Origin of the sequence: Kribbella polygonati, assembly GCF_050320105.1 — a bacterium.
Lineage (GTDB): Bacteria > Actinomycetota > Actinomycetes > Propionibacteriales > Kribbellaceae > Kribbella.
This window is the reverse complement of sequence record NZ_CP190129.1, coordinates 5,838,234-5,856,587: the sequence shown is the minus strand read 5'-3', so window position 1 is coordinate 5,856,587 and position 18,354 is coordinate 5,838,234. Positions and strand designations below refer to the sequence as shown.

Sequence of the window (18,354 nt, the reverse complement as noted above, 5' to 3'; positions counted from 1 at the left end):
AACAATAGCTGCCCCGTGAACGACCCTTTCAATCCCGGTCTCGACCCGGAGTAATCAAACGACCGCTCGACCACCCGTCCGAACCGGACCCGCGGCAGCCGGTACGGTTCGGGCGTGGAGCGCGTCGGGGTGCGATGTGATGTGGGGCCGGCCCGGGGGATCGGGCATGTGATGCGGTGCCTGGCGCTCGCCGAGGAGGTACGGCGGCGTGGGGCGGAGGTGGTGTTCGTCTGCGACGCGCCGACGGTGCCGTGGGCCGCGGCGCAGATCGCCGCGCGCGGGATCGACGTACAGCCGGCGGTCTGGGCGGCGGGGGAGCACGTCGAGGTGTTCCGGCGGCTCGGGCTGGACGCGGTGGTGTTCGACTCGTACGACCTGGACGCCGCCGTCTACCGGGCGGTCCGGGCGAGCGGGCTGCCCACGCTGGCGATCGTCGACGGCGACCTCCGCGGTGCCGAGGCCGACGTACTCGTGGACCAGAACCTCGCGGCCGAGCTCGACCGCCCGGCGCTGCCGCCGGACACCCGGCGGCTGGCCGGCCTGCCGTACGTGATGATCCGCGACGAGATCCTCGCGCACCGCCCGGACGTCGCGCCCGCCGATCGGCAGCACGGCGTACCGGAGGTGTTCGCGTTCTTCGGCGGCACGGACGCCTTCGGCGCGGGGCCGTACGTCGCTCAGGCGCTGGCCGCGACCGGGCTGCCGTTCGAGGCCACGGTGGTCGCGCCGGGGCCGGACCTCGCGGCGCGGATCGGCGAGGTGGAGCTGCAGCCGCATCAGCGGTTGCGGGTCATCGGGCCGACGGATCAGCTGGCGGCGCGGGTGCGGGCGGCGGATCTGACCATCAGTGCTTCCGGTACGTCGACGTGGGAGCTGCTGTGTCTCGGGGCGACGGCCGGTCTGGTGTGTGTGGTCGACAACCAGGTGATGGGGTACGAGCGGGCCGTCGACACGCGCGCGGCCGCGGGGCTCGGGCTGTTGAGTGCGCTGCAGGAGGATCCGGCGTCGGCGGATCAGACGTTGAAGCGGCTGCTGACCGATCCCGCGGAACGCGGCCGGCTGGCCCGCGCCGGGTGGGAGCTGGTCGACGGCCGAGGCCGAGAACGCGTCGCAGACGCCCTACTGCAGCTCATCTGAGCCCGCTCGCCGCTGGCGTTCAGCGGGGCGGGCGCGCTGCTCCTTCTCATCTCAGTTCGTAGATCGTGGCGTCCAGGGTGGCGTGCCGCAGGCGGACGTAGTTGCGTAGCGACGGCGAGACGGTCCCCGCGCGGTTGTCGGCGTACAGCCAACGGACCCCCGCCTTGCGCAGGCGTTCGATCGTGGTGGGGGACGGCGCCTTGAACACGATGTCGTTGGCGGCGAGCTGTTCGCGGTTCCAGTACGGGATCAGGCTCGGGTTGCCGTCCTCGGCGAGGGCGATCCGGTTCGCCTGGTTGGAGTACGACCAGCCCTCGACGAGTACCGGCCGCTCGGACAGGGCGGCCAGCCAGAAGTGCCGGCTGTCGCAGAGCCCGTCGCGCTCGATGATGCAGTGCGCGTTGGTCGCGATCAGCTCGCCCGGCTTGCTGTTCCGCCGCAGCCACCGCGCCGCACCCGCCTCCGCTGCCGTCGCCCCGCCCCGGAACGGATGCGCGAACACCAGGTTCGACGCCGAGTCCGACACGAACGCCTGCAACGGCACCAACGCGGCCCCGATCATGCACGCCGCCACCGCGCCGCCGAGCAGCGCCACGAAGAAGTTCCCCGGCCGCCGTGCCAGCTTCCAGCCCACCGCCACCAGCACCGCCACCGCCGCGGCCACCGCGATCGTCCACAACCACGGCCCCTTGATTCCGCGCAGGTCCGCGGACTCCGACCGTGCCACCGCGAATCCGATCAGCCCGAGCAGGCCCGCGGCTCCCACCAGTACGACGGCCTTCCGGTCGCCGAGCCGGCCGACCAGGTTCGCCAGCCCGGCGGCCGCGAGTACGGCGATCATCGGGAACGCGGTCCGCAGGAAGTACAGCTGACTGACGCCCGACTGGGTCGTCAGCACCGTCCCGAGCAGGCCGGCGACCGCGACCCCGACCAGGAACACCGACCCGGCGTCCCGCCACTTCCGCCCGAGGAAGAACAGCCCGGACGCGGCCAGCGCCCAACTCAGCAGAGTCGTTGCCCCCGTCAACAACTGGGCGTGCGGGTTCGAGACCAGCAGCGAGAACGGCGCCAGCTGGACGAACGTCTCGAACGGCTTGATCTGCGTCCCCCAGGTGCTGCCGCCGAAGATCGTCACCAACGCCGCGACGAACACCGCCAGCGCCACCAGCCCGCCGAGGAACGCCGGCCGCGTCGGCCGCCGCATCAGCCCCAGTTGCAGGAACGCGAACGCGAACCCCACCCCGACCACCGGCAGGATCGTCGACTTCGCCCCGGCCGCGACCAGCGCGAGCAGCACCAGCAGCACCCACCGCGCCTTGGGCTTCCCGTCGCTCCGCAACAGGTCGACCGCCACCACGCAGAGCGCCAGCGCGATCAGCACGCCGAGATTCTGCGTCGGGCTCAGGTACGCCGCCACCGCCGTCGAGATCCCGCCCAGCCCGGCCGCGGCCAACGGCTGCACCGCCCCGCCGAGCCCGGCGACGAACACCGCGAGCGGCCCGGCCCAGGTCGCACCGGACTCCGCCGACGGGGTGAGCCGGGTCGCGAGCGCGAACACCAGCCCGCACCCGGCCAGGAACAGCGGCAGCCAGCTCAGCGAATGGATCAGATCGGTCAGGTCGATCCGGGTCCCCCACTGCGTCGCGGCCGTCGCCTGGTGGAAGAACGTGTGGTACTTCATCGGCTCGCCGCCGAGCCACAGCGTCGAGATCGGTACGTCGTACTTCGCGCTCGCGGCCAGCGCCTGCTGGAACGCGAGGTCCGGGTAGGCACGCAGTGGATCGGTGTACGCCGGCAGGAACTGCCCCGGACCGCGCCGGTACACGATCAGCAGCACAACCGCGGTGGACCCCGCCAGCAGCCACGCCTGCAGCGGCCGCAACGGCCGCTCCACCCGGCGCCAGACCCGCGCCCGGGCGTCACGGTCCAGGAACACGACCACCAGTACGACGGGCGCCCACACCCACGACCACGCCTGCAGCCCGATCGAGGCGCTGGCGAGATACACCAGCACCTGCCCCGCCGTACCAACCGCGAAGCCGGCCGACAGATCCTCCACCAGATTCCGCCGATACCCGCCGACCAGCCGCCAGAGCGCGAACCCGGGCAGCATCACCGCGACCACCGTGAACAGCACGAACCGCACCAACTCGAAGACCGTCGAATGCAGCGCAAGCAGCACAATCGCCAACACGACAACACCCAGCCCAGCCACCACCCCAGCCAGCGAAGGCCCCCCAGTCCGCGGCCCCCGCCGCCTCGCTTTCGCGCGCATGTCGTAACACTAATGTGAAACTGATCGCGCTGGGAACGCAGCCTGTTACTCCGTGTAGGCTTTGCGGCCTATGAGTTGGTACGAGGCGCTTGAGGCCGGGGAGTTGGCGGTGCGGCCGTCGGTGGATGCGGCTAAGCGGTTCGGGGTGGCGATCGATCGGATGTCGGTGTCCGCGTCGGCCGGTACGCCGCTTGCGGAGGTGTTGGCCGCGGTTGAGAAGTCGACTGCCGATGTGATTGTGCTGCGGTACCCGGCGCGCGAGACCACCTGGTTCGCGGCGTTGGCGAGTGGGCCGCGGCAGGCGTTGCTTGCCGACACTGTCGTCTGCTGGGCGCTTCCGGTCGGCAAGGGCCGGCGGCCGGCGCCGCTGGCCGGGTTCAGTACGCAGATCGAGGCCGACGTCGACGACGACCAGGTGGACGACCTGGTCGCGGACGTCTTCGGCGACTCCGGCAACCATTACTGCTCCAACCCCGTGTTCGACCGGGCGAAGGCGCTGGCCGGCCGCCAGGAGTGGGCCCGCCGGCGGATCGCGGACGCCGGTGCCGTCGTACTGCGGGGTCCGGACCGGCGGGTGCTCGCGCTGGCGGCGCTCGACCAGCAGCGCTCGTGGACCGAGATCCAGCTCGCCGGCGTGGTCCCCGCCGAGCAGGGCCGCGGCCGGTACGGGCACCTGCTCGCCGCGGTCGAGGACGCCTGTACGACGCGGCGCCTGGTCGTCACCGCCCAGGCCCACCAGACCGGTATCCAGCGGATCTGGTCCCGGTACGGGTTCGAACCTGTGCATAACCTCCTGACCGTTCACCTCGTTGCCGCTACGTAGGCGAGTAACTACGGCGAGGGAGGGCACACCGGAGTGACGCCGCGGTTGAGCGTGGTGGTGCCCTTCTACGGGGTCGGCGAGTATCTCGGGGACTGTCTGGAGTCGATCGCCCAGCAGGCCTGGGGTGACTTCGAGGCGATCCTGGTGGACGACGGGTCGCCGGACGACAGTGCTGTCGTCGCGAAGGAGTTCTGCGCCCGGGACGAGCGGTTCCGGCTGATCCAGCAGGACAACGCGGGTCCCGGCCCGGCCCGGGACGCCGGCATCCGGGAGGCGACGGGTGAGTACCTGGCGTTCGTCGACGGCGACGACCTGGTCTCCCGGTACGGCTTCGCCGCGCTGGTCCGGACCCTCGACCGCACCGGCTCGGACTTCGCGGGCGGCAACGCGCGCCGGTTCAATAACAGCTTCGGCGTCCGGCCGTCGTGGTTGCACAAGCAGCCGTTCGCCCGGGTCCGGCACGCCACGCACGTCACCGAGTTCCCCGACCTGGTCCTGGACCGGATGCTCTGGAACAAGGTGTACCGCCGCTCGTTCTGGACCGAGTACGGCTACACCTTCCCGCCGATCCGGTACGAGGACTACCCGGTCGCGCTCAAGGCGCACCTGGACGCGATCACCGTGGACACGATCACGCAGGCCGTCTACTACTGGCGCGAGCGCGAGTCCGGCGAGTCGATCACCCAGCAGAAGTTCCAGCTCGGCAACATCCGCGACCGGGTCACCTCGGCCGGGATGGTGCTCGACCTGGTCGAGGATGCCGTTCCCGTGGTCCGCCGGCGGGTGCACGCGCACCTGGCGCAGATCGACGTACTGACGCTGATGTCCGCGTTCGGGTCGGTGCCGGCCGACGACGAGCAGGCGCTGGTGGACCTGTCCCGGGTGCTGCTCGACCGGCTCGACGAGGACGTGCTCGCGAAGACCCACCGGTACGACCGGATCCAGCACGCCGCGCTCCGGGCCGGCGACGTCGACCTGCTCCGCCGGCTCGCGGACTTCCGCAACTCCGGCGGTCTGCGCGGCGGCGCCCGGGCCGCGGCCCGCGGGCGGCGGCTCGAGTACAACTACCCGGGCCTCGGCGAGTCCGCCGTACCGCGCCGGCTGTACGGCGTCCGCGACCAGGACCTGTCGCTCGCGACCAGCGTCCGCGAGGTCGCCTGGGTGGACGGGAAGCTCTCGGTCAAGGGCACCGCGGAGATCCGCCATCTGGAGACGGACGGTACGTCGACCCTCGAGATCGCGCTGGCCGTCGGCGACACGAAGTACCCCCTGCCGGTCCGCCGGTACGCCGCGCTGGATCTGCACGGGACCCGGACGCCGGTCGGGTTCGAGGTGCTGCTCGACCGCGAGCTGCTCGGCGAGTGCACGGCCGCGCCGGCGCACTTCGAGGTGCGGATGCGGTCCGGGCGGCGCGAGCGGACCGGGATGCTCGGCGGGCAGGGACCGGGGAGCCCGGGCTGGCCACCCGGCGCCTGGATCGACGCCACGAACTGGATCCAGCCGGGCCCGGGCAAGTACGGCTGGTTCTCGCTGCGGCGGCTGACCGATCCGTGCCGGCTGACCGCGGCCGAGCTCGTCGGCGACGAGCTGGTGCTGCACGGGCAGGCGTCGTTCGACGAGCCGGCGCTGTTCCTGAGCCGCCCGGTCGTCGGCGGCGAGGAGGAGGTGCCGCTGGAGGTCGACGGGCGGGCCTTCACCGCCCGGCTACCGATCCGCGACATCCTCGCCGCGGCGAACCACGACGACCCGTTCGGCCGTCGCACGACCCGGGTGTTCCGGGTCCACGGCCCTGAGGAGCAGCAGCGCGTGCTGCTCTGGACCGCGGGCGACACCGCGCTGACGCGGGTCGTGGACGATCGCATGGTCACACTGACCCGGTCCACCGGCGGCTACGTGAACCTGCACGAGTCGCCGATCCGGACCACCGCGGTCTCGGCCGTCGTCGAGGGCGGCGAGCTGGTCGTGTGCGGCGCGGGCGGCGACGCGACCTTCGGCTGGCGGCGGTACCTGACCGACTCCGACGACCACCTCGACGTCCCGTGCCGCCGTACGACGCACGCCGACGGCAGTTGGTCCGTGGCCGCCGACGTGGCCGCGCTCGTCCCGGTGACCGCCGTACAGGTCTCCGTCGATCCGCTGGCGGCGCTGGCCGACTGGATCCTGTTCGCAACGTCCGCCGACGGTACGTCGTACGCCGTCCAGTGCGAGCCGTTCCTGTGCAGCCGGTTGCCGTTGGCAATAACACACGGCACGCACGCGCTCGCCGTCCGACCCCATGCCGGCACTCTGCACGTCGAGGTGCGCTGATGCATCACCACAACCACTACTACGGTCAGACGCACATCCTGTCCCGGTACGCCGGGTTCGACTTCGACCACCCGCCGCGGCTGCGGGGCTACCTGCAGCACGGGTGGAACATCGGCTGCGGGTGGAACCCGGTGCACGAGTTCTACGACGGCGCGTGGCGGTTCACCTGGAGCGACGCGCCCAAGCGCCGCGGGCATTCGCTCGGACGGCGGAACTACCACAGCATCGGTGCGCCGTTCCTGTACCTGACCGAGCTGGAGCCGGAGCCCGAGGAACCGGTCGAGCGTGAAGGCACACTGTGGTTCCTCTTCCACGGGTGGGAGGGCGGCAAGATCCACGGCGACCACCAGCGGCTGATCGACGAGATCCGCGAGACCGAGCCCGGCCCGGTGACGTTCAGCCTGTACTACACCGAGTACGACCGGCCCGAGGTTCGCGGGTTCTACGAGGACGCCGGGTTCCGGGTGGTGTCGTTCGGGCGTCGCGGGTTCTCGTACGAGGGGACCGAGCGGCGGTTCCTGTTCAAGCAGCTGGCCGAGCTGCGCAAGCACAAGCGGGTCGCCGCGAACCGGTTGTCGACGGCGATCTTCTACGGCGTCGCGGCCGGCTGCGAGCCCGCGGTGTACGGCGACCCGATGGAGATGGACGGGGAGAACCCGCTGTTCGGCGGGCAGGCCCGGATCGAGCGGCTGTGGCCGGAGATGCTCGGCAAGACCGTCGACCTGGAAGCTGCCCGCGCGACCACCGACCTCGAGCTCGGTCGCCTCTGGATGATGCCCGCCGCGGAACTGCGGTCGCTGTTCGATTGGAGAGAGCGTGTCTGAAGTCCAGGTCGTCCGCGGGGAGATGCAGCCGTGGACCGATCGCACGTCGCCGCGGCCGGCGCTGGCCGCGTTGCTCACCGACGTCGTGCCCGCGAACCGGCGGACGCTGATCCTCGGGCCGCACGCGCCGCAGCTGATCGAGTCGGTGCTCGCGCACTCGGCCGACGTGACGATCCTGGTCCGCTCGGTCGCGGACGCACAGCAGCTCGGCGAGGACTTCGGACCGTGCCTGCAGGTGATCGCGGGCGCACTGGACGGGCTGCAGACTTCGCCGTACGACGTGATCATCGCGTCGGACGGGCTCGACCGGGTGCTCGGGTACGACAGCTCCGACCTGTCGTGGGGTGAGCGGTTGGCGGCGGTGGCCGCGCTTGCCGCGCCGGGTGCGGTCGTGGTGCTCGGGCTGGAGAACGAGTTCTCGCTGCTGAACATGCTGGACAGCCGCCCCGCCGCGGAGCGCCACGGCGACGACGAGTGGCGGCCGCTCCACGATGACGCCTCCCGGCCGGTGTCGGTGGAGCAACTGCGTACGGCGCTGCCGTGGCAGGCGGAGGTGTACGCCGACTTCGCGTCCCGCACGTACGTCCGCGCCGACGTCGCCGCGAACGCCCGCCCCGGTGAACTCCCCACCCGGTTGGCGGTCGCCGCGCTGGAGCAGACCGACGTACCACTCCTGTCGCCTGCCCACGAGGGCGTGGACACCGCGGCCCGCGCCGGCCTCCTCGGTTCGGTCCCCACCGGCTGGCTGGCCGTCATCGGCGCCCAACCGTCCCACGACATCTACACCGAAACCGCCGGCACAGTCCTCACCGCCAACCAAAACCTCACCGGCTGGGACATCACCGTCACCGGGGACCCCGCACCTGCCACCGAGCTCTCGTTCGACCCCTCCGTCGTACCCACCACGATCTCCTCGGGTGTTTCTGTCGAGAGCGTGCTGTTCCGGCTGGCCTCGGCTGAGGACGTGCCTGGGTTCCGGAAGCTGGCGGCTGAGCTGGGTGAGTGGGCGACCGAGTCGCGGGTGGTGCTTCGGTGGGACGACGTGGTGTATGACGGCGAATCCTTCGCGCACGGGGTCTCGGGGTGGGTGGCCCAGGACTGTGTGGACAAGGAGGATCTGCTGGCGGCTGCGTGGGTCAGGTTTCATGAGCGGTTGGTGGGGCAGCAGCGGCGGCATCCGTGGCCGCCGTGGATGGTGGGCGACGATCTCGTGTCCGCGTGGCTGGGGATGTCCGGGGTCGAGGCTCCGGAGCAGACGCAGGCGACCTCTCCGGACACCCCTCCCGCAACGAGCGAACAGGTTGCTCGGGGCAAGCAGATTGCCGCCGCCCTGGCGGAGGTGCTCGGAGCTCACGATGACCTCGTCGACGTGCGGACGGCGCTCGTCGAGGCCGAGGCGGCCAAGCACGAGCTGTTCGAGCTGAAGGGCCACGTCTACGGCCTGGAACGGACGCTCGGCTTCCGGAACAAGGCGATGAAGACCCGCGAGAACCGCATCCGCGAACTCCGCGGCCAGCTCCAGAAGGTCACCGCCGCGCACGAACGGATCCGCGGTTCCCGCACCTACGCGATGTCCCGGGTGTTCTTCCACGCCGCCCAGGTCCGCAAGCCGAAGGTGGTCGCCCGCAAGATCTCCCGCAAGATCCGGAAGCGATGAGCGCGCCACGCCTGAGCGTGGTAGTTCCGTTCTACAACGTGGGGGCGTACATCGGGGACTGTCTCGACTCGATCGCGCGGCAGACGTTCGCGGACTTCGAGGCGATCCTCGTCGACGACGGATCACCGGACGACAGCGCGGTGGTGGCGAAGGAGTTCTGCGACCGGGACTCCCGCTTCCGGATCGTGCAGCAGCCGAACGCCGGCCTCGGTCCGGCGCGCAACACCGGCGTCGAGCACGCGAGCGGGGAGTACGTCACGTTCGTCGACAGCGACGACCTGGTGACGCGGCACGGGTTCGGTCTGCTGATCAAGGCGCTCGACCAGACCGGGTCGGACTTCGCCGCCGGCAACGCACGGCGCTTCAACAACAGTTACGGCGTACGGCCGTCCTGGCTGCACGCGCAGGCGTTCACGGCCGAGCGGCTCGCCACGCACATCTCGGAGACGCCGCAGCTGGTGCTGGACCGGATGGTGTGGAACAAGGTGTACCGGCGGTCGTTCTGGGACGAGTACGACTTCCGATTCCCGGCGATCCGGTACGAGGACTACCCGGTCACGCTGAAGGCGCACCTGGACGCGGTCACCGTCGACACGATCGCGGCGCCGGTGTACTTCTGGCGCGAGCGGGAGTCCGGCGACTCGATCACCCAGCAGAAGTTCCAGCTGGCGAACATCCGCGACCGGGTCGTCTCGGCCGGGCTGGTGCTGGACCAGGTCGAGGACGCCCTCCCGGCGATCCGGCACCGCGTGCACGCGCACTTCCGGCAGATCGACCTGCACGCGATCCTCTCGGCGTTCGGCACCGTCCCCGCCGACGAGGAGCAGCATCTGGTCGAGCTCACCACCGAGCTGCTGGACCGGCTCGACGACGCCGTACTGACGAACTCGCCGCGGCTCGCCCAGCTCCAGTTCGACGCGCTGCGCGCCGGTGACCTGGAATTCCTGCACGCGGTCGCGCTCGACCCCGACACGGCCCAGGACGCGCTGCCGCGGGTGAAGACCGACTACGCCCTGGCGACCAGCGTCCGGGAGGTGGCCTGGATCGACGGCGAACTCGCGGTCCGCGGCACCGCCGAGCTGCGGCACCTGCAGGCGAAGCCGTCCAGTCTCCGCATCGGCCTGATGGTCGGCGGCTGGAACCACCGGCTGCCGGTCCGGCGGTTCCTCGCCGAGGACCTGCGCGGCGAGCAGAACCTCGTCGGCTTCGAGGTCCGGGTGAGCCCGGCGCTGCTGGCGAAGTGCCCGCCGGGGCCGGCGCACTTCGACGTCCGGCTGCGCGCGGGCGGGATCCGGCGGCGGGACAGGCTCCGCGGCCAGAAGGCCGGCAGCCCGGGCTGGCCGCCCGGTGCGTGGATCGACGACACGAGCTGGATCCAGCCGGGGCCGGGCAAGGACGGCGCGTTCGCCGTACGGCGGCTGGTGGACCCGTGCCGGGTGACGACGATCGAGCAGACCCCGGACGCGCTGGTCCTGCGTGGGACGTCGGCGTACGACGAACCGTCGCTGTTCGTGAGCCGGCCGCTGTCGGGTGGTGAGGAGCAACTGCCGCTGGAGCTGCACGGGCGGGACTTCACCGCCTGGCTGCCGATCGGGCCGATCCTCGAGGAGATCAACCCCGACGACCCGTTCACTCAGCGGACGACGCGGGCGTTCCGGATGCGCGAGCCGGGCGGTCGCGAGCAGGTGCTGCTGTGGACCGCGGGCGACCGGCTGGTGTCGCACGCGGAGCGCGGCCGGGTCGTGATGCTGACCCGTTCGACCGGCGGGTACGTCAACCTGCACGAGTCGCCGATCCGGACGACCGCGACCGCTGCGGTTGCCGCGGGCAACAAGCTGGTGGTGCGCGGGCCGGACTGGGGCGACGTGGCGTTCAGCTGGCGACGGTACCTGCCGGACTCCGACGACCACGTGGACGTCGACTGCCGCCGTACCGTCTCCGACGACGGCTGGGCCGCGGTCGTGGACCTGGAGGCGCTGGAACCCGCGGAGTGGATCCTGTTCGCAACGGCCCCGGACGGCACCGCCCACGCGGTCCAGTGCGAGCCCTTCCTCTCCAGCCGCCTACCACTGACCGTCACCCGCGGCCCACACACCTTCACCGTCCGCCCACTCGCCGGAACCCTGCACCTCGAGGTCTGCTAGCGCCGGGCGATCATCAGTTGGTGGGTGACGGGCCAGTCGACCGGGTCGCCGTCCGGGGTGGTGATGGTGGCGACCGGGGCGATCCGGTGGGTGATGACCCAGTCGTTGCGCCAGGCGTGGGACGACGGGTCGATGGTGAAGCCGGCCTGTTCGGCGACGGCGGTCCAGCCGGCGAAGTTCAGGCCGCAGAACTGTTCGTGGGTCTCGCTCAGCCAGTTGTCGACGTAGTCCTTGCGGGTCAGGAAGTCCATCGCGTCGGCCAGCCGGAGCCGGATGCCGTCGCCGCGGACGTCGTACCCGAACGGGACCTTCGCGTTCCGCCGGAAGTCGTGCGCGAACTGGAAGAACCGCGCCCGCGTCGACAGCTTGCCGACGTACGCCGCCGGGTCGTCGAGGGCCTCGAGCTCCGTCACGTCGTCCGGGTTGGCGCCGTCGCTGTCGTCCAGCCGCAGTACGACGGAACGGTCCGGCTCGTCCGGGCCGCAGACGTCGGAGTTGATCCACACGCCGTGCGGGGCGGTGTGCGCGAACAGCGCGTTGGCGAACCGCTGCACGGTGGCCGGCCGCGAGCCGGCGGCGTACGACCAGATCTCGTGGGTGAGCGCGAGCGTCAGCGTCGTGTCGATCGACCGCGGCGGGAAGACCGCCGAGCCGAGCATGTTGCGCTGGTAGAAGTAGACATTCGGGTTGGTGAAGAGGCCCTGCTCCTTCTTGTGTACGCATTCCGCGTACAGGTGGCGGGCGACCTCGACGCCGATCAGGTCCGACTCGTGGAACCGCGGGTCGCGGTCGACGAGCTGCAGCGTGGCGCCGGTCGCGCAGCCGATGTCGAGGATCCGTCCGGGCCGTACGAAGTCCTTGATCTGCTGCCATTTGCGGTCGGCGGCGGTCTCGAACGCGTCGGCGTACGTCTTGTAGTCGCGGGTCGTGGTCAGCCCGCCGTCGTCACCGACCACCGGGTCGTTCACGCACCGCGCGACGTGCGCGTCCAGGGCGTACCGCTCGAACACGTCGACGGTCGCCGGGTGCGCGAGCTGCTTCCACGTGTCGTTGCCGTCGGCAATCATCAGCAGCACGTCCCAGGGTCGCGCCGTACCCTCCGGCTCGACCCCGATCACCGGATACCCGAGCCGCTCGTACAACTTGCTCACCTCAGGCGTCGAACACGCCACCACGGTGTTGGCGGGCGTCAACCGGACCAGATCGTCCGTCCCCGCCTCGATCGCCTTCACCGTCACCTCGGCGAACTCGTCCGTCGGCGGCGTGTCCACCACCCCCACCACCAGCGACCGGATCCCCTCCACCACACTGAACCGCTCGATCGCCGCCTCCCGCCGATCGAACCCCACCGGATTCCGCTTGGTCGTCCGATGATTGGCCGACGTCACCGCCCACACCACGGTCCGCCCGGAGAACCCCCGCAAGAACTCCCCCTGAAACCGAGTCAACACATGATGCCGCCCCGGAAACAGCAAGTACTCGGTCATCCCCGTCCTTCCCTCGAGACCTGGTGCAGAAGAACCTCAAGAGTAGTTAGAGGAGGTCCCAGGTGAGGGGGGTGCCGGCGGGGACCTCGGTGCGGAAGGGGCGGCCCGCTACTTGGGGGTAGAGGTCGGGGGCGAGGCCGCCGGCGGGGCGGATGGAGCGGACGTTTTCGGGGGTGATGAGGTCGCCGGGGTGGACGTCCTGGGTGACGTAGAGGGAGCGGCGGAAGCGGAGGACGTTCTGTTCGGCCTGTTTGGGGCCGATGACGGGTTTGCCGAGGGAGAGCTGCGCAACCCGGGTGCTTTCGACGAGCAGCTCCAGCTCCCAGGGCTCCAGGGAGAAGGCTGAGTCGACGCCGCCGTCGACCCGCTTCAGCGTGACGTGTTTCTCGATCACGGTGGCGCCCAGGGCGACGGCCGCGACGGCGGCGCCGATGCCCATCGTGTGGTCGGAGAGGCCTACCTGTACGTCGAGGGCGTCGCGGAGGACCGGGATGCCGCGGAGGTTGGACTGCTCCGGCGGCGCCGGGTAGCTCGCCGTACAGGAGAGCACGATGATCTGCTCGTTCCCGGTCGAGCGGGCGGCGCGGACGGCGGCGTCGATGTCGGTGAGTGTCGCGGAGCCGGTGGAGATGATGATCGGCTTGCCGGTCTCCGCCATCCCGCGGACCAGCGGCAGGTCGCCGATCTCGTTCGAGGCGACCTTGTACGCCGGTACGCCGAGCTTCTCCAGGAAGTCGATCGCGGTCCGGTCGAACGCGGACGAGAACGCGATCATCCCGAGCTCGGCCGCCAGCTCGAAGATCGGCTCGTGCCACGCCCAGGGCGTGTGTGCCTCCCGGTACAGGTCGTACAGCCGCGCGTCGCTCCACAGCTCGTGCTCCGACGGCAGCCGGAACGCCGGCAGGTCGAGGTCGAGCGTCATCGTGTCCGCGGTGTACGTCTGCAGCTTCAGCGCCTGCGCGCCGGTCTCCGCGACCGCCCGGACGATGTCCTTCGCGCGCTCCAGGTCGCCGTTGTGGTTCCCGGACATCTCCGCGATGATGAACGGCTGCTGGTCCGGCCCGACCGGTACGTCGCCGATCTCTATGGTCTTCACGCTTTCCCCCTTCGACGGTCCTGTCCGCGCAGGCTGATCGGTATCACGGTGAGCTCGCGTCCGTCGGCGTACCGAGTCTCCGGCGTACCCTCGGTGAACCGGAAGCGCCGGTTCATCTGCCGGACCACCGTGTTGTGCTCGAGCACCTCGCCGGTGAGGACGCCGAGCCCGAGCTCGTCGAACGCGTACGCCGTGGCCTCGCGCATGATCTCGATCCACGCCGGCAGCGTCTCGCCGCGCTCGGCGAGCCCGTCCGCGTCCAGGAAGAACCCCCACGCACCCGTCGTACCGTCGAGGTCGAAGAAGTTCACCACGCCCGCGGTCGCGCCGTCGCGCGTGTAGATCAGCACCCGCCGGGACGGGTCGACCGACGTCTTCGCCCACCACGCCGCGTGCTCGTCCGCACTGATCTCGTGCGAGGTGATGCTCACGTCCCGGTTCGCCTGCTGGTTCCGCAACCGCCGGATCGTGTCGACGTCGTCGTCAGTCGCAGTCCGCAGCATGGTCCTAACCTAGCGTCTTCTCTAGAACGACCAGATGTGTAAACATCTTTCGACTTCACCTTGAGAGACGGTCGGAGAGTGACATGAGAGTCTGGCGAGCTATGGGTGTTCTCGGCGCGACAGCGGGGCTGTTGCTGGGCGGATTGACCGGTACGGCGTCGGCCGCGGACCAGCAGGCGTGTACGCCGAGCACGTCCACCCCGCTCCGGCAGTTCCGGGCGAGCTGGATCTCGTCGGTGGTGAACATCGACTGGCCGTCGAAGACCGGGCTGAGCGCCGCGCAGCAGCAGGCCGAGCTGATCGGCTGGCTGGACGACGCGGTCCGGCAGCACCACAACGCGGTCGTCCTGCAGGTCCGCCCGACCGCGGACGCGTTCTGGCCGTCGAAGGTGGAGCCCTGGTCGCAGTACCTGACCGGCAAGCAGGGCGGCGACCCGGGCTACGACCCGCTGAAGTTCGCGGTCGCCGAGGCGCACAAGCGGAACCTGGAGTTGCACGCCTGGTTCAACCCGTACCGCCTCTCGATGGGCACGGACCTCAACGCGCTCGTGCCGACGCACCCGGCGCGGCTGCACCCGGACTGGGTCGTGTCGTACGGCGGGAAGCTGTACTACAACCCCGGCATCCCCGCGGCCCGCAAGCTCGTCGAGTCCGCGATCATGGACGCGGTCACGAACTACGACATCGACGGCGTGCACTTCGACGACTACTTCTACCCGTACCCGGTCGCCGGTCAGACGTTCGACGACGCCGCGACGTTCGCGCAGTACGCCGATGGCTACACCGACCTGCAGGCCTGGCGGCGACACAACATCGACCTCCTGATCAGTGAGCTGAGCCAGCAGATGCACGCGATCAAGCCGTGGATCAAGTTCGGCATCTCGCCGTTCGCGGTCTGGCGGAACAAGGCGACCGACCCGGAGGGCACCGACACCACGGCCGGCGTGCAGACGTACGACGACCTCGCCGCCGACACCCGCAAGTGGGTCCGCGAGGAGTGGATCGACTACATCGTGCCGCAGGTGTACTGGGCGCGCGGGTTCGCGCCGGCCGACTACAACAAGATCGTGCCGTGGTGGGCGGACCAGGTCCGCGGTACGCACGTCCACCTCTACATCGGCGAAGCGACGTACAAGGTCGGGACGTCGACGCAGTCGCCGGGCTGGTCGGTGCCGACCGAGCTGAGCGACCACCTGGCGTTCGACAGCACGATCCCCGAGGTCAAGGGCAACATCTTCTTCTCCGCGAAGGACGTCCGCGCCGACCGGCTCGGCGCGACCTCGCTGGTCAACACGACCTGGTACTCGCGGCCCGCGCTGATCCCGGCGATGCCCGCGCTCGACTCGCGCGCGCCGCTCCCGGTACACGCCGTACACGCGTCACGGACCGCGGACGGCGTACAGGTGAAGTGGTCGCGGACGTCGGCCGACACCACGTCGTACGCGATCTACCGCCGCGAGCTGAAGGGCGACGACCACTGCCCGGACAACGACGCCCGCAACCTGATCGCGACGGTCCGATCGACGGGCGCGACCCAGTCGTACGTCGACCCGACAGCGGTCGCGGGTACGGCGTACCTGTACTCGGTGACCGCGCTGGATCGCCTGGCTAACCAGAGTGTGGCGATCCCGGCGGTGTCGATCCGCTGATCGTCGCCGGGCTGCTCGGCTGGTACGGCGGCAGGGTGGTCGGGAGGCTCCCGGTCGGGAACGGTTGGGTCCCGGTCGGGAGGCTGACGCTTGGGAACGGGACGGTCGGCTGGGTCCCGGTCGGGATGGTCGGGGTCGGGTACGGCGTCGTGGTGCTGCCGGGTGAGCCGCTTGTCGACGAGGACGGGAACGGCGTCGACGGGTCCTGCGAAGGGCTCTGGGTCGGTGACTTCGACGGGTACGGGTTGGCGGGTGGCGGCGGGTAGATCTGGTAGACCCGGACCGAGCCGAGCTGGAACCGGAGCTCGGTCAGCTTGTCCAGGTTCTTCGGTGGCGCGGCGACCCGCTCGTCCAGGAGCAGCCACTGCACGTCGTACTTCGTCCGCAGCGTCTCGATCGTCTGCCGGGTCGGGTTGCTGAACACCTCGTCGTTCAGGGCCAGCAGGTCCTGGTCCCAGTACGGCCCCTGGACGCCGGCGGGGTAGCTGTCGTCGGCCCGCGCCTGGTACGACCAGCCTTCCACCAGCACGCGCCGCTCGGCGTACCCGGCGATCCAGTACGACCCGGTCCGGCAGTGCGACGCCCGCGCCTGGTGGCAGTGGACGTTGGTGGCGATCCGGTCGTCGGACCCGGAGTTGCGGCGGATGAAGCGGGCCGCCTCGATCCCGCCCGGCGCGATCGACTCGTACGACGTCAGCGGCGGCGTCGCGAACCGCCGTACGGACGCGACCGTCGGGGACACCGTGGTCCCGACCAGCACCGCGACCGCGATCACCGCCCAGGTCCGGCGGGATCCGCGTAGTACCAGCCCGAACACGCCGATCCCGAGCGCCGCGATCACCAGCGCGACCGCGAGCGTCTGCCCGAAGCAGTTCGCCGAGGTGCACGAACGCGGCGACTGGTGCCGGCCCCAGTAGATCGCCGCGACGCCGATCGCGACCGCGACCCCGGCGATCCAGTACTGCCTCCGCTTCAGCGACCCGAGGCCCCAGGTCGCGAGCAGGACGCCGAGCACGAACCCGGTCCGTACGAAGAACAGTTGGGTGTCCCCACGATCCGCGAGCAGTACCGCGCCGAGGACGGCCGCGACGAAGCCGGCCAGCAGGAACACCACCATCACGTCGCCGCGCCTGATCAGCAACGCGCCGACCAGCGGCATCACCCACCCGACCACGACCACCGCGGCGATCACGGCCACCGCGGACCCGCCACCCATCCGCTCCGCCAGGCTGTGGAACGTCGCGCCCGGGTCGAACCGTACGGTCGAGGCCGCGCCCCGCAGTACGAAGAAGAAGGTCAACGCGTACGCCGCCGCGACACCGACGCCCAGGACGAGCGCGCGCAGGTTCAACCGGCCGCGGCGCACCGTCAGGTAGATCCACGCGACGGCCAGACCGGTCGCGTACACGGGCAGCGTCGTCGCCTTGGTCAACGCCAGCGCCGCGACCAGCACCCCGGCCGCGACGTACAGGCGGAACAGTTGCGCCCGCGTCGTCCCCGGTCGCCGGCGCAACAGCAAGGTCGTCACCGCGATCAACGGCAGCAGCAACACCGTCGAGAACGCCTGCGGCGGGTTGGTCAGCCCGCCCAACGAGAACGGCCCGTCCGCGAACACCCGGTCCGACACGGCCCACGGCCAGGCGACCAGGTCACCGCCTGCCACCACGAGACCGGCAGCGATCGGTGCGGCGACCGCGCGACCGGTCAGCAGCATCCCGACCGCCGCCGCGCCGAGCACGGTCAGCAGCATCCACGCGAAGGGCACCATCCGGTGCGTCAGTACGTCGAGCGGCGCGGTGGTGATCCAGTGCGCGGACGCCACCTGCGCGTACGCCGCCCAGTGGCCGGTCAGCCAGCCGCCGTCGGCGTACGGGATCCGGGGCGGGAAGTGGTGGGTCAGCTCGGCCGCGATCGCGAGGTTGTGTGGCGCGTCCGAGCTCGTCCGGAGCGCGTCGGAGCCGGTCAGCGGGACGAGGTGCGAGCCGACCCGGACGAACCAGGCGGCCGCGACCCCGACCGCGACCATCACGCCGGCGGTCGACCACCACGGCGTCGGCCGCTCCGGGAGCTTCGCCCGCGGCAGCGCCCGCCACATCCCGAACGCCAGCGCCGGCATCAGCAGCGCCGCGAACGGCATCTTGAACAGCATCCCGAGCGGGTACAGCAGCGCCTCGGCGGCCATCCCGAACGCCGTACCGAGGACGACGTCCGCGGCCCGCCACCCCACACCGCCGGTCAGCCGCCGCCAGAACATGGTGCCCGGGATCACGATCACGACCAGCAGATAGCCGAGGTACGCCGCCGGCATCCACACCGGGTGCTCCTGCAGCGCCACGAACCACGCGATCGGCAGCACCGGCAGGGTCACCATCGCCGCGGTCAGCTTGCCCCGCCCGGCCGCTCTGCTCATCGGGGAAGTCTATGGGGCGGGCGGACCGCCCCCACTCACCAA

The 18,354-nt window shown here is 70.7% G+C and carries 12 protein-coding genes; 7 read left to right on the top strand and 5 right to left on the bottom strand.

Annotation, left to right across the window (positions count from 1 at the left end; translation table 11 throughout):
• The first annotated feature begins 114 nt into the window (after positions 1 to 114).
• Complete coding sequence (locus ACQHIV_RS27600; RefSeq protein WP_427886497.1) at positions 115 to 1,137, top strand: PseG/SpsG family protein; 1,023 nt, start codon at positions 115 to 117, stop codon at positions 1,135 to 1,137.
• Between the two features lie 46 nt (positions 1,138 to 1,183).
• On the opposite strand, the gene ACQHIV_RS27595 is transcribed toward ACQHIV_RS27600, so the two are convergent.
• Positions 1,184 to 3,331, bottom strand: a complete 2,148-nt coding sequence (locus tag ACQHIV_RS27595; RefSeq protein WP_427886495.1) for a hypothetical protein — start codon at positions 3,329 to 3,331, stop codon at positions 1,184 to 1,186.
• A 151-nt stretch (positions 3,332 to 3,482) separates the two neighbouring features.
• On the opposite strand from ACQHIV_RS27595, the gene ACQHIV_RS27590 reads away from it, so the two are divergent.
• Genes ACQHIV_RS27590 through ACQHIV_RS27570 form a run of 5 tightly spaced genes read left to right on the top strand, consistent with a single transcriptional unit; the run spans position 3,483 to position 11,167 of the window.
• On the top strand, positions 3,483 to 4,235 hold the full coding sequence (locus ACQHIV_RS27590; RefSeq protein WP_427886494.1) for an N-acetyltransferase: 753 nt from the start codon (positions 3,483 to 3,485) through the stop codon (positions 4,233 to 4,235).
• A 33-nt stretch (positions 4,236 to 4,268) separates the two neighbouring features.
• Positions 4,269 to 6,542 carry a glycosyltransferase family 2 protein gene (locus ACQHIV_RS27585; protein ID WP_427886492.1) on the top strand — a complete coding sequence of 758 codons (2,274 nt, stop codon included), beginning with the start codon at positions 4,269 to 4,271 and terminating at the stop codon, positions 6,540 to 6,542.
• Positions 6,542 to 7,366, top strand: a complete 825-nt coding sequence (locus ACQHIV_RS27580) for a hypothetical protein (protein WP_427886490.1) — start codon at positions 6,542 to 6,544, stop codon at positions 7,364 to 7,366. Before ACQHIV_RS27585 ends, ACQHIV_RS27580 begins: the two co-directional genes overlap by 1 nt.
• Positions 7,359 to 9,023, top strand: a complete 1,665-nt coding sequence (locus tag ACQHIV_RS27575) for a hypothetical protein (RefSeq protein ID WP_427886489.1) — start codon at positions 7,359 to 7,361, stop codon at positions 9,021 to 9,023. Before ACQHIV_RS27580 ends, ACQHIV_RS27575 begins: the two co-directional genes overlap by 8 nt.
• The gene (locus ACQHIV_RS27570) at positions 9,020 to 11,167 is read left to right on the top strand and encodes a glycosyltransferase family 2 protein (RefSeq protein ID WP_427886487.1); all 2,148 of its coding nucleotides are present in this window, start codon (positions 9,020 to 9,022) and stop codon (positions 11,165 to 11,167) included. Before ACQHIV_RS27575 ends, ACQHIV_RS27570 begins: the two co-directional genes overlap by 4 nt.
• Here the strand turns inward: ACQHIV_RS27570 and ACQHIV_RS27565 are convergent.
• The 3 genes from ACQHIV_RS27565 to ACQHIV_RS27555 are packed head-to-tail and all read right to left on the bottom strand — an operon-like array spanning position 11,164 to position 14,253.
• Complete coding sequence (locus tag ACQHIV_RS27565; RefSeq protein ID WP_427886485.1) at positions 11,164 to 12,654, bottom strand: class I SAM-dependent methyltransferase; 1,491 nt, start codon at positions 12,652 to 12,654, stop codon at positions 11,164 to 11,166. The two genes, ACQHIV_RS27570 and ACQHIV_RS27565, sit on opposite strands and share 4 nt — an antisense overlap.
• A gap of 46 nt (positions 12,655 to 12,700) precedes the next feature.
• Positions 12,701 to 13,750 (bottom strand): pseudaminic acid synthase, encoded by a 1,050-nt coding sequence (gene pseI, locus ACQHIV_RS27560; protein ID WP_427886483.1) that lies wholly within the window; start codon positions 13,748 to 13,750, stop codon positions 12,701 to 12,703.
• Positions 13,747 to 14,253, bottom strand: coding sequence for a GNAT family N-acetyltransferase (locus tag ACQHIV_RS27555; protein WP_427886482.1), 507 nt, complete (start codon positions 14,251 to 14,253; stop codon positions 13,747 to 13,749). Before ACQHIV_RS27555 ends, pseI begins: the two co-directional genes overlap by 4 nt.
• An 83-nt stretch (positions 14,254 to 14,336) precedes the next feature.
• Here ACQHIV_RS27555 and ACQHIV_RS27550 point away from each other — a divergent pair, with 83 nt between their 5' ends.
• Positions 14,337 to 15,902 carry a glycoside hydrolase family 10 protein gene (locus ACQHIV_RS27550; RefSeq protein WP_427886480.1) on the top strand — a complete coding sequence of 522 codons (1,566 nt, stop codon included), beginning with the start codon at positions 14,337 to 14,339 and terminating at the stop codon, positions 15,900 to 15,902.
• Here the strand turns inward: ACQHIV_RS27550 and ACQHIV_RS27545 are convergent.
• Positions 15,862 to 18,312 (bottom strand): hypothetical protein, encoded by a 2,451-nt coding sequence (locus ACQHIV_RS27545; protein ID WP_427886478.1) that lies wholly within the window; start codon positions 18,310 to 18,312, stop codon positions 15,862 to 15,864. The genes ACQHIV_RS27550 and ACQHIV_RS27545 overlap by 41 nt on opposite strands.
• Positions 18,313 to 18,354: the final 42 nt, after the last annotated feature.

Coding starts and splice junctions, on each gene's coding strand:
- ACQHIV_RS27590 (WP_427886494.1), top strand. CDS start 3,483: ATGAGTTGGTACGAGGCGCTTGAGGCCGGGGAGTTGGCGGTGCGGCCG.
- ACQHIV_RS27580 (WP_427886490.1), top strand. CDS start 6,542: ATGCATCACCACAACCACTACTACGGTCAGACGCACATCCTGTCCCGG.
- ACQHIV_RS27570 (WP_427886487.1), top strand. CDS start 9,020: ATGAGCGCGCCACGCCTGAGCGTGGTAGTTCCGTTCTACAACGTGGGG.
- ACQHIV_RS27565 (WP_427886485.1), bottom strand. CDS start 12,654: ATGACCGAGTACTTGCTGTTTCCGGGGCGGCATCATGTGTTGACTCGG.
- ACQHIV_RS27555 (WP_427886482.1), bottom strand. CDS start 14,253: ATGCTGCGGACTGCGACTGACGACGACGTCGACACGATCCGGCGGTTG.
- ACQHIV_RS27550 (WP_427886480.1), top strand. CDS start 14,337: ATGAGAGTCTGGCGAGCTATGGGTGTTCTCGGCGCGACAGCGGGGCTG.
- ACQHIV_RS27545 (WP_427886478.1), bottom strand. CDS start 18,312: ATGAGCAGAGCGGCCGGGCGGGGCAAGCTGACCGCGGCGATGGTGACC.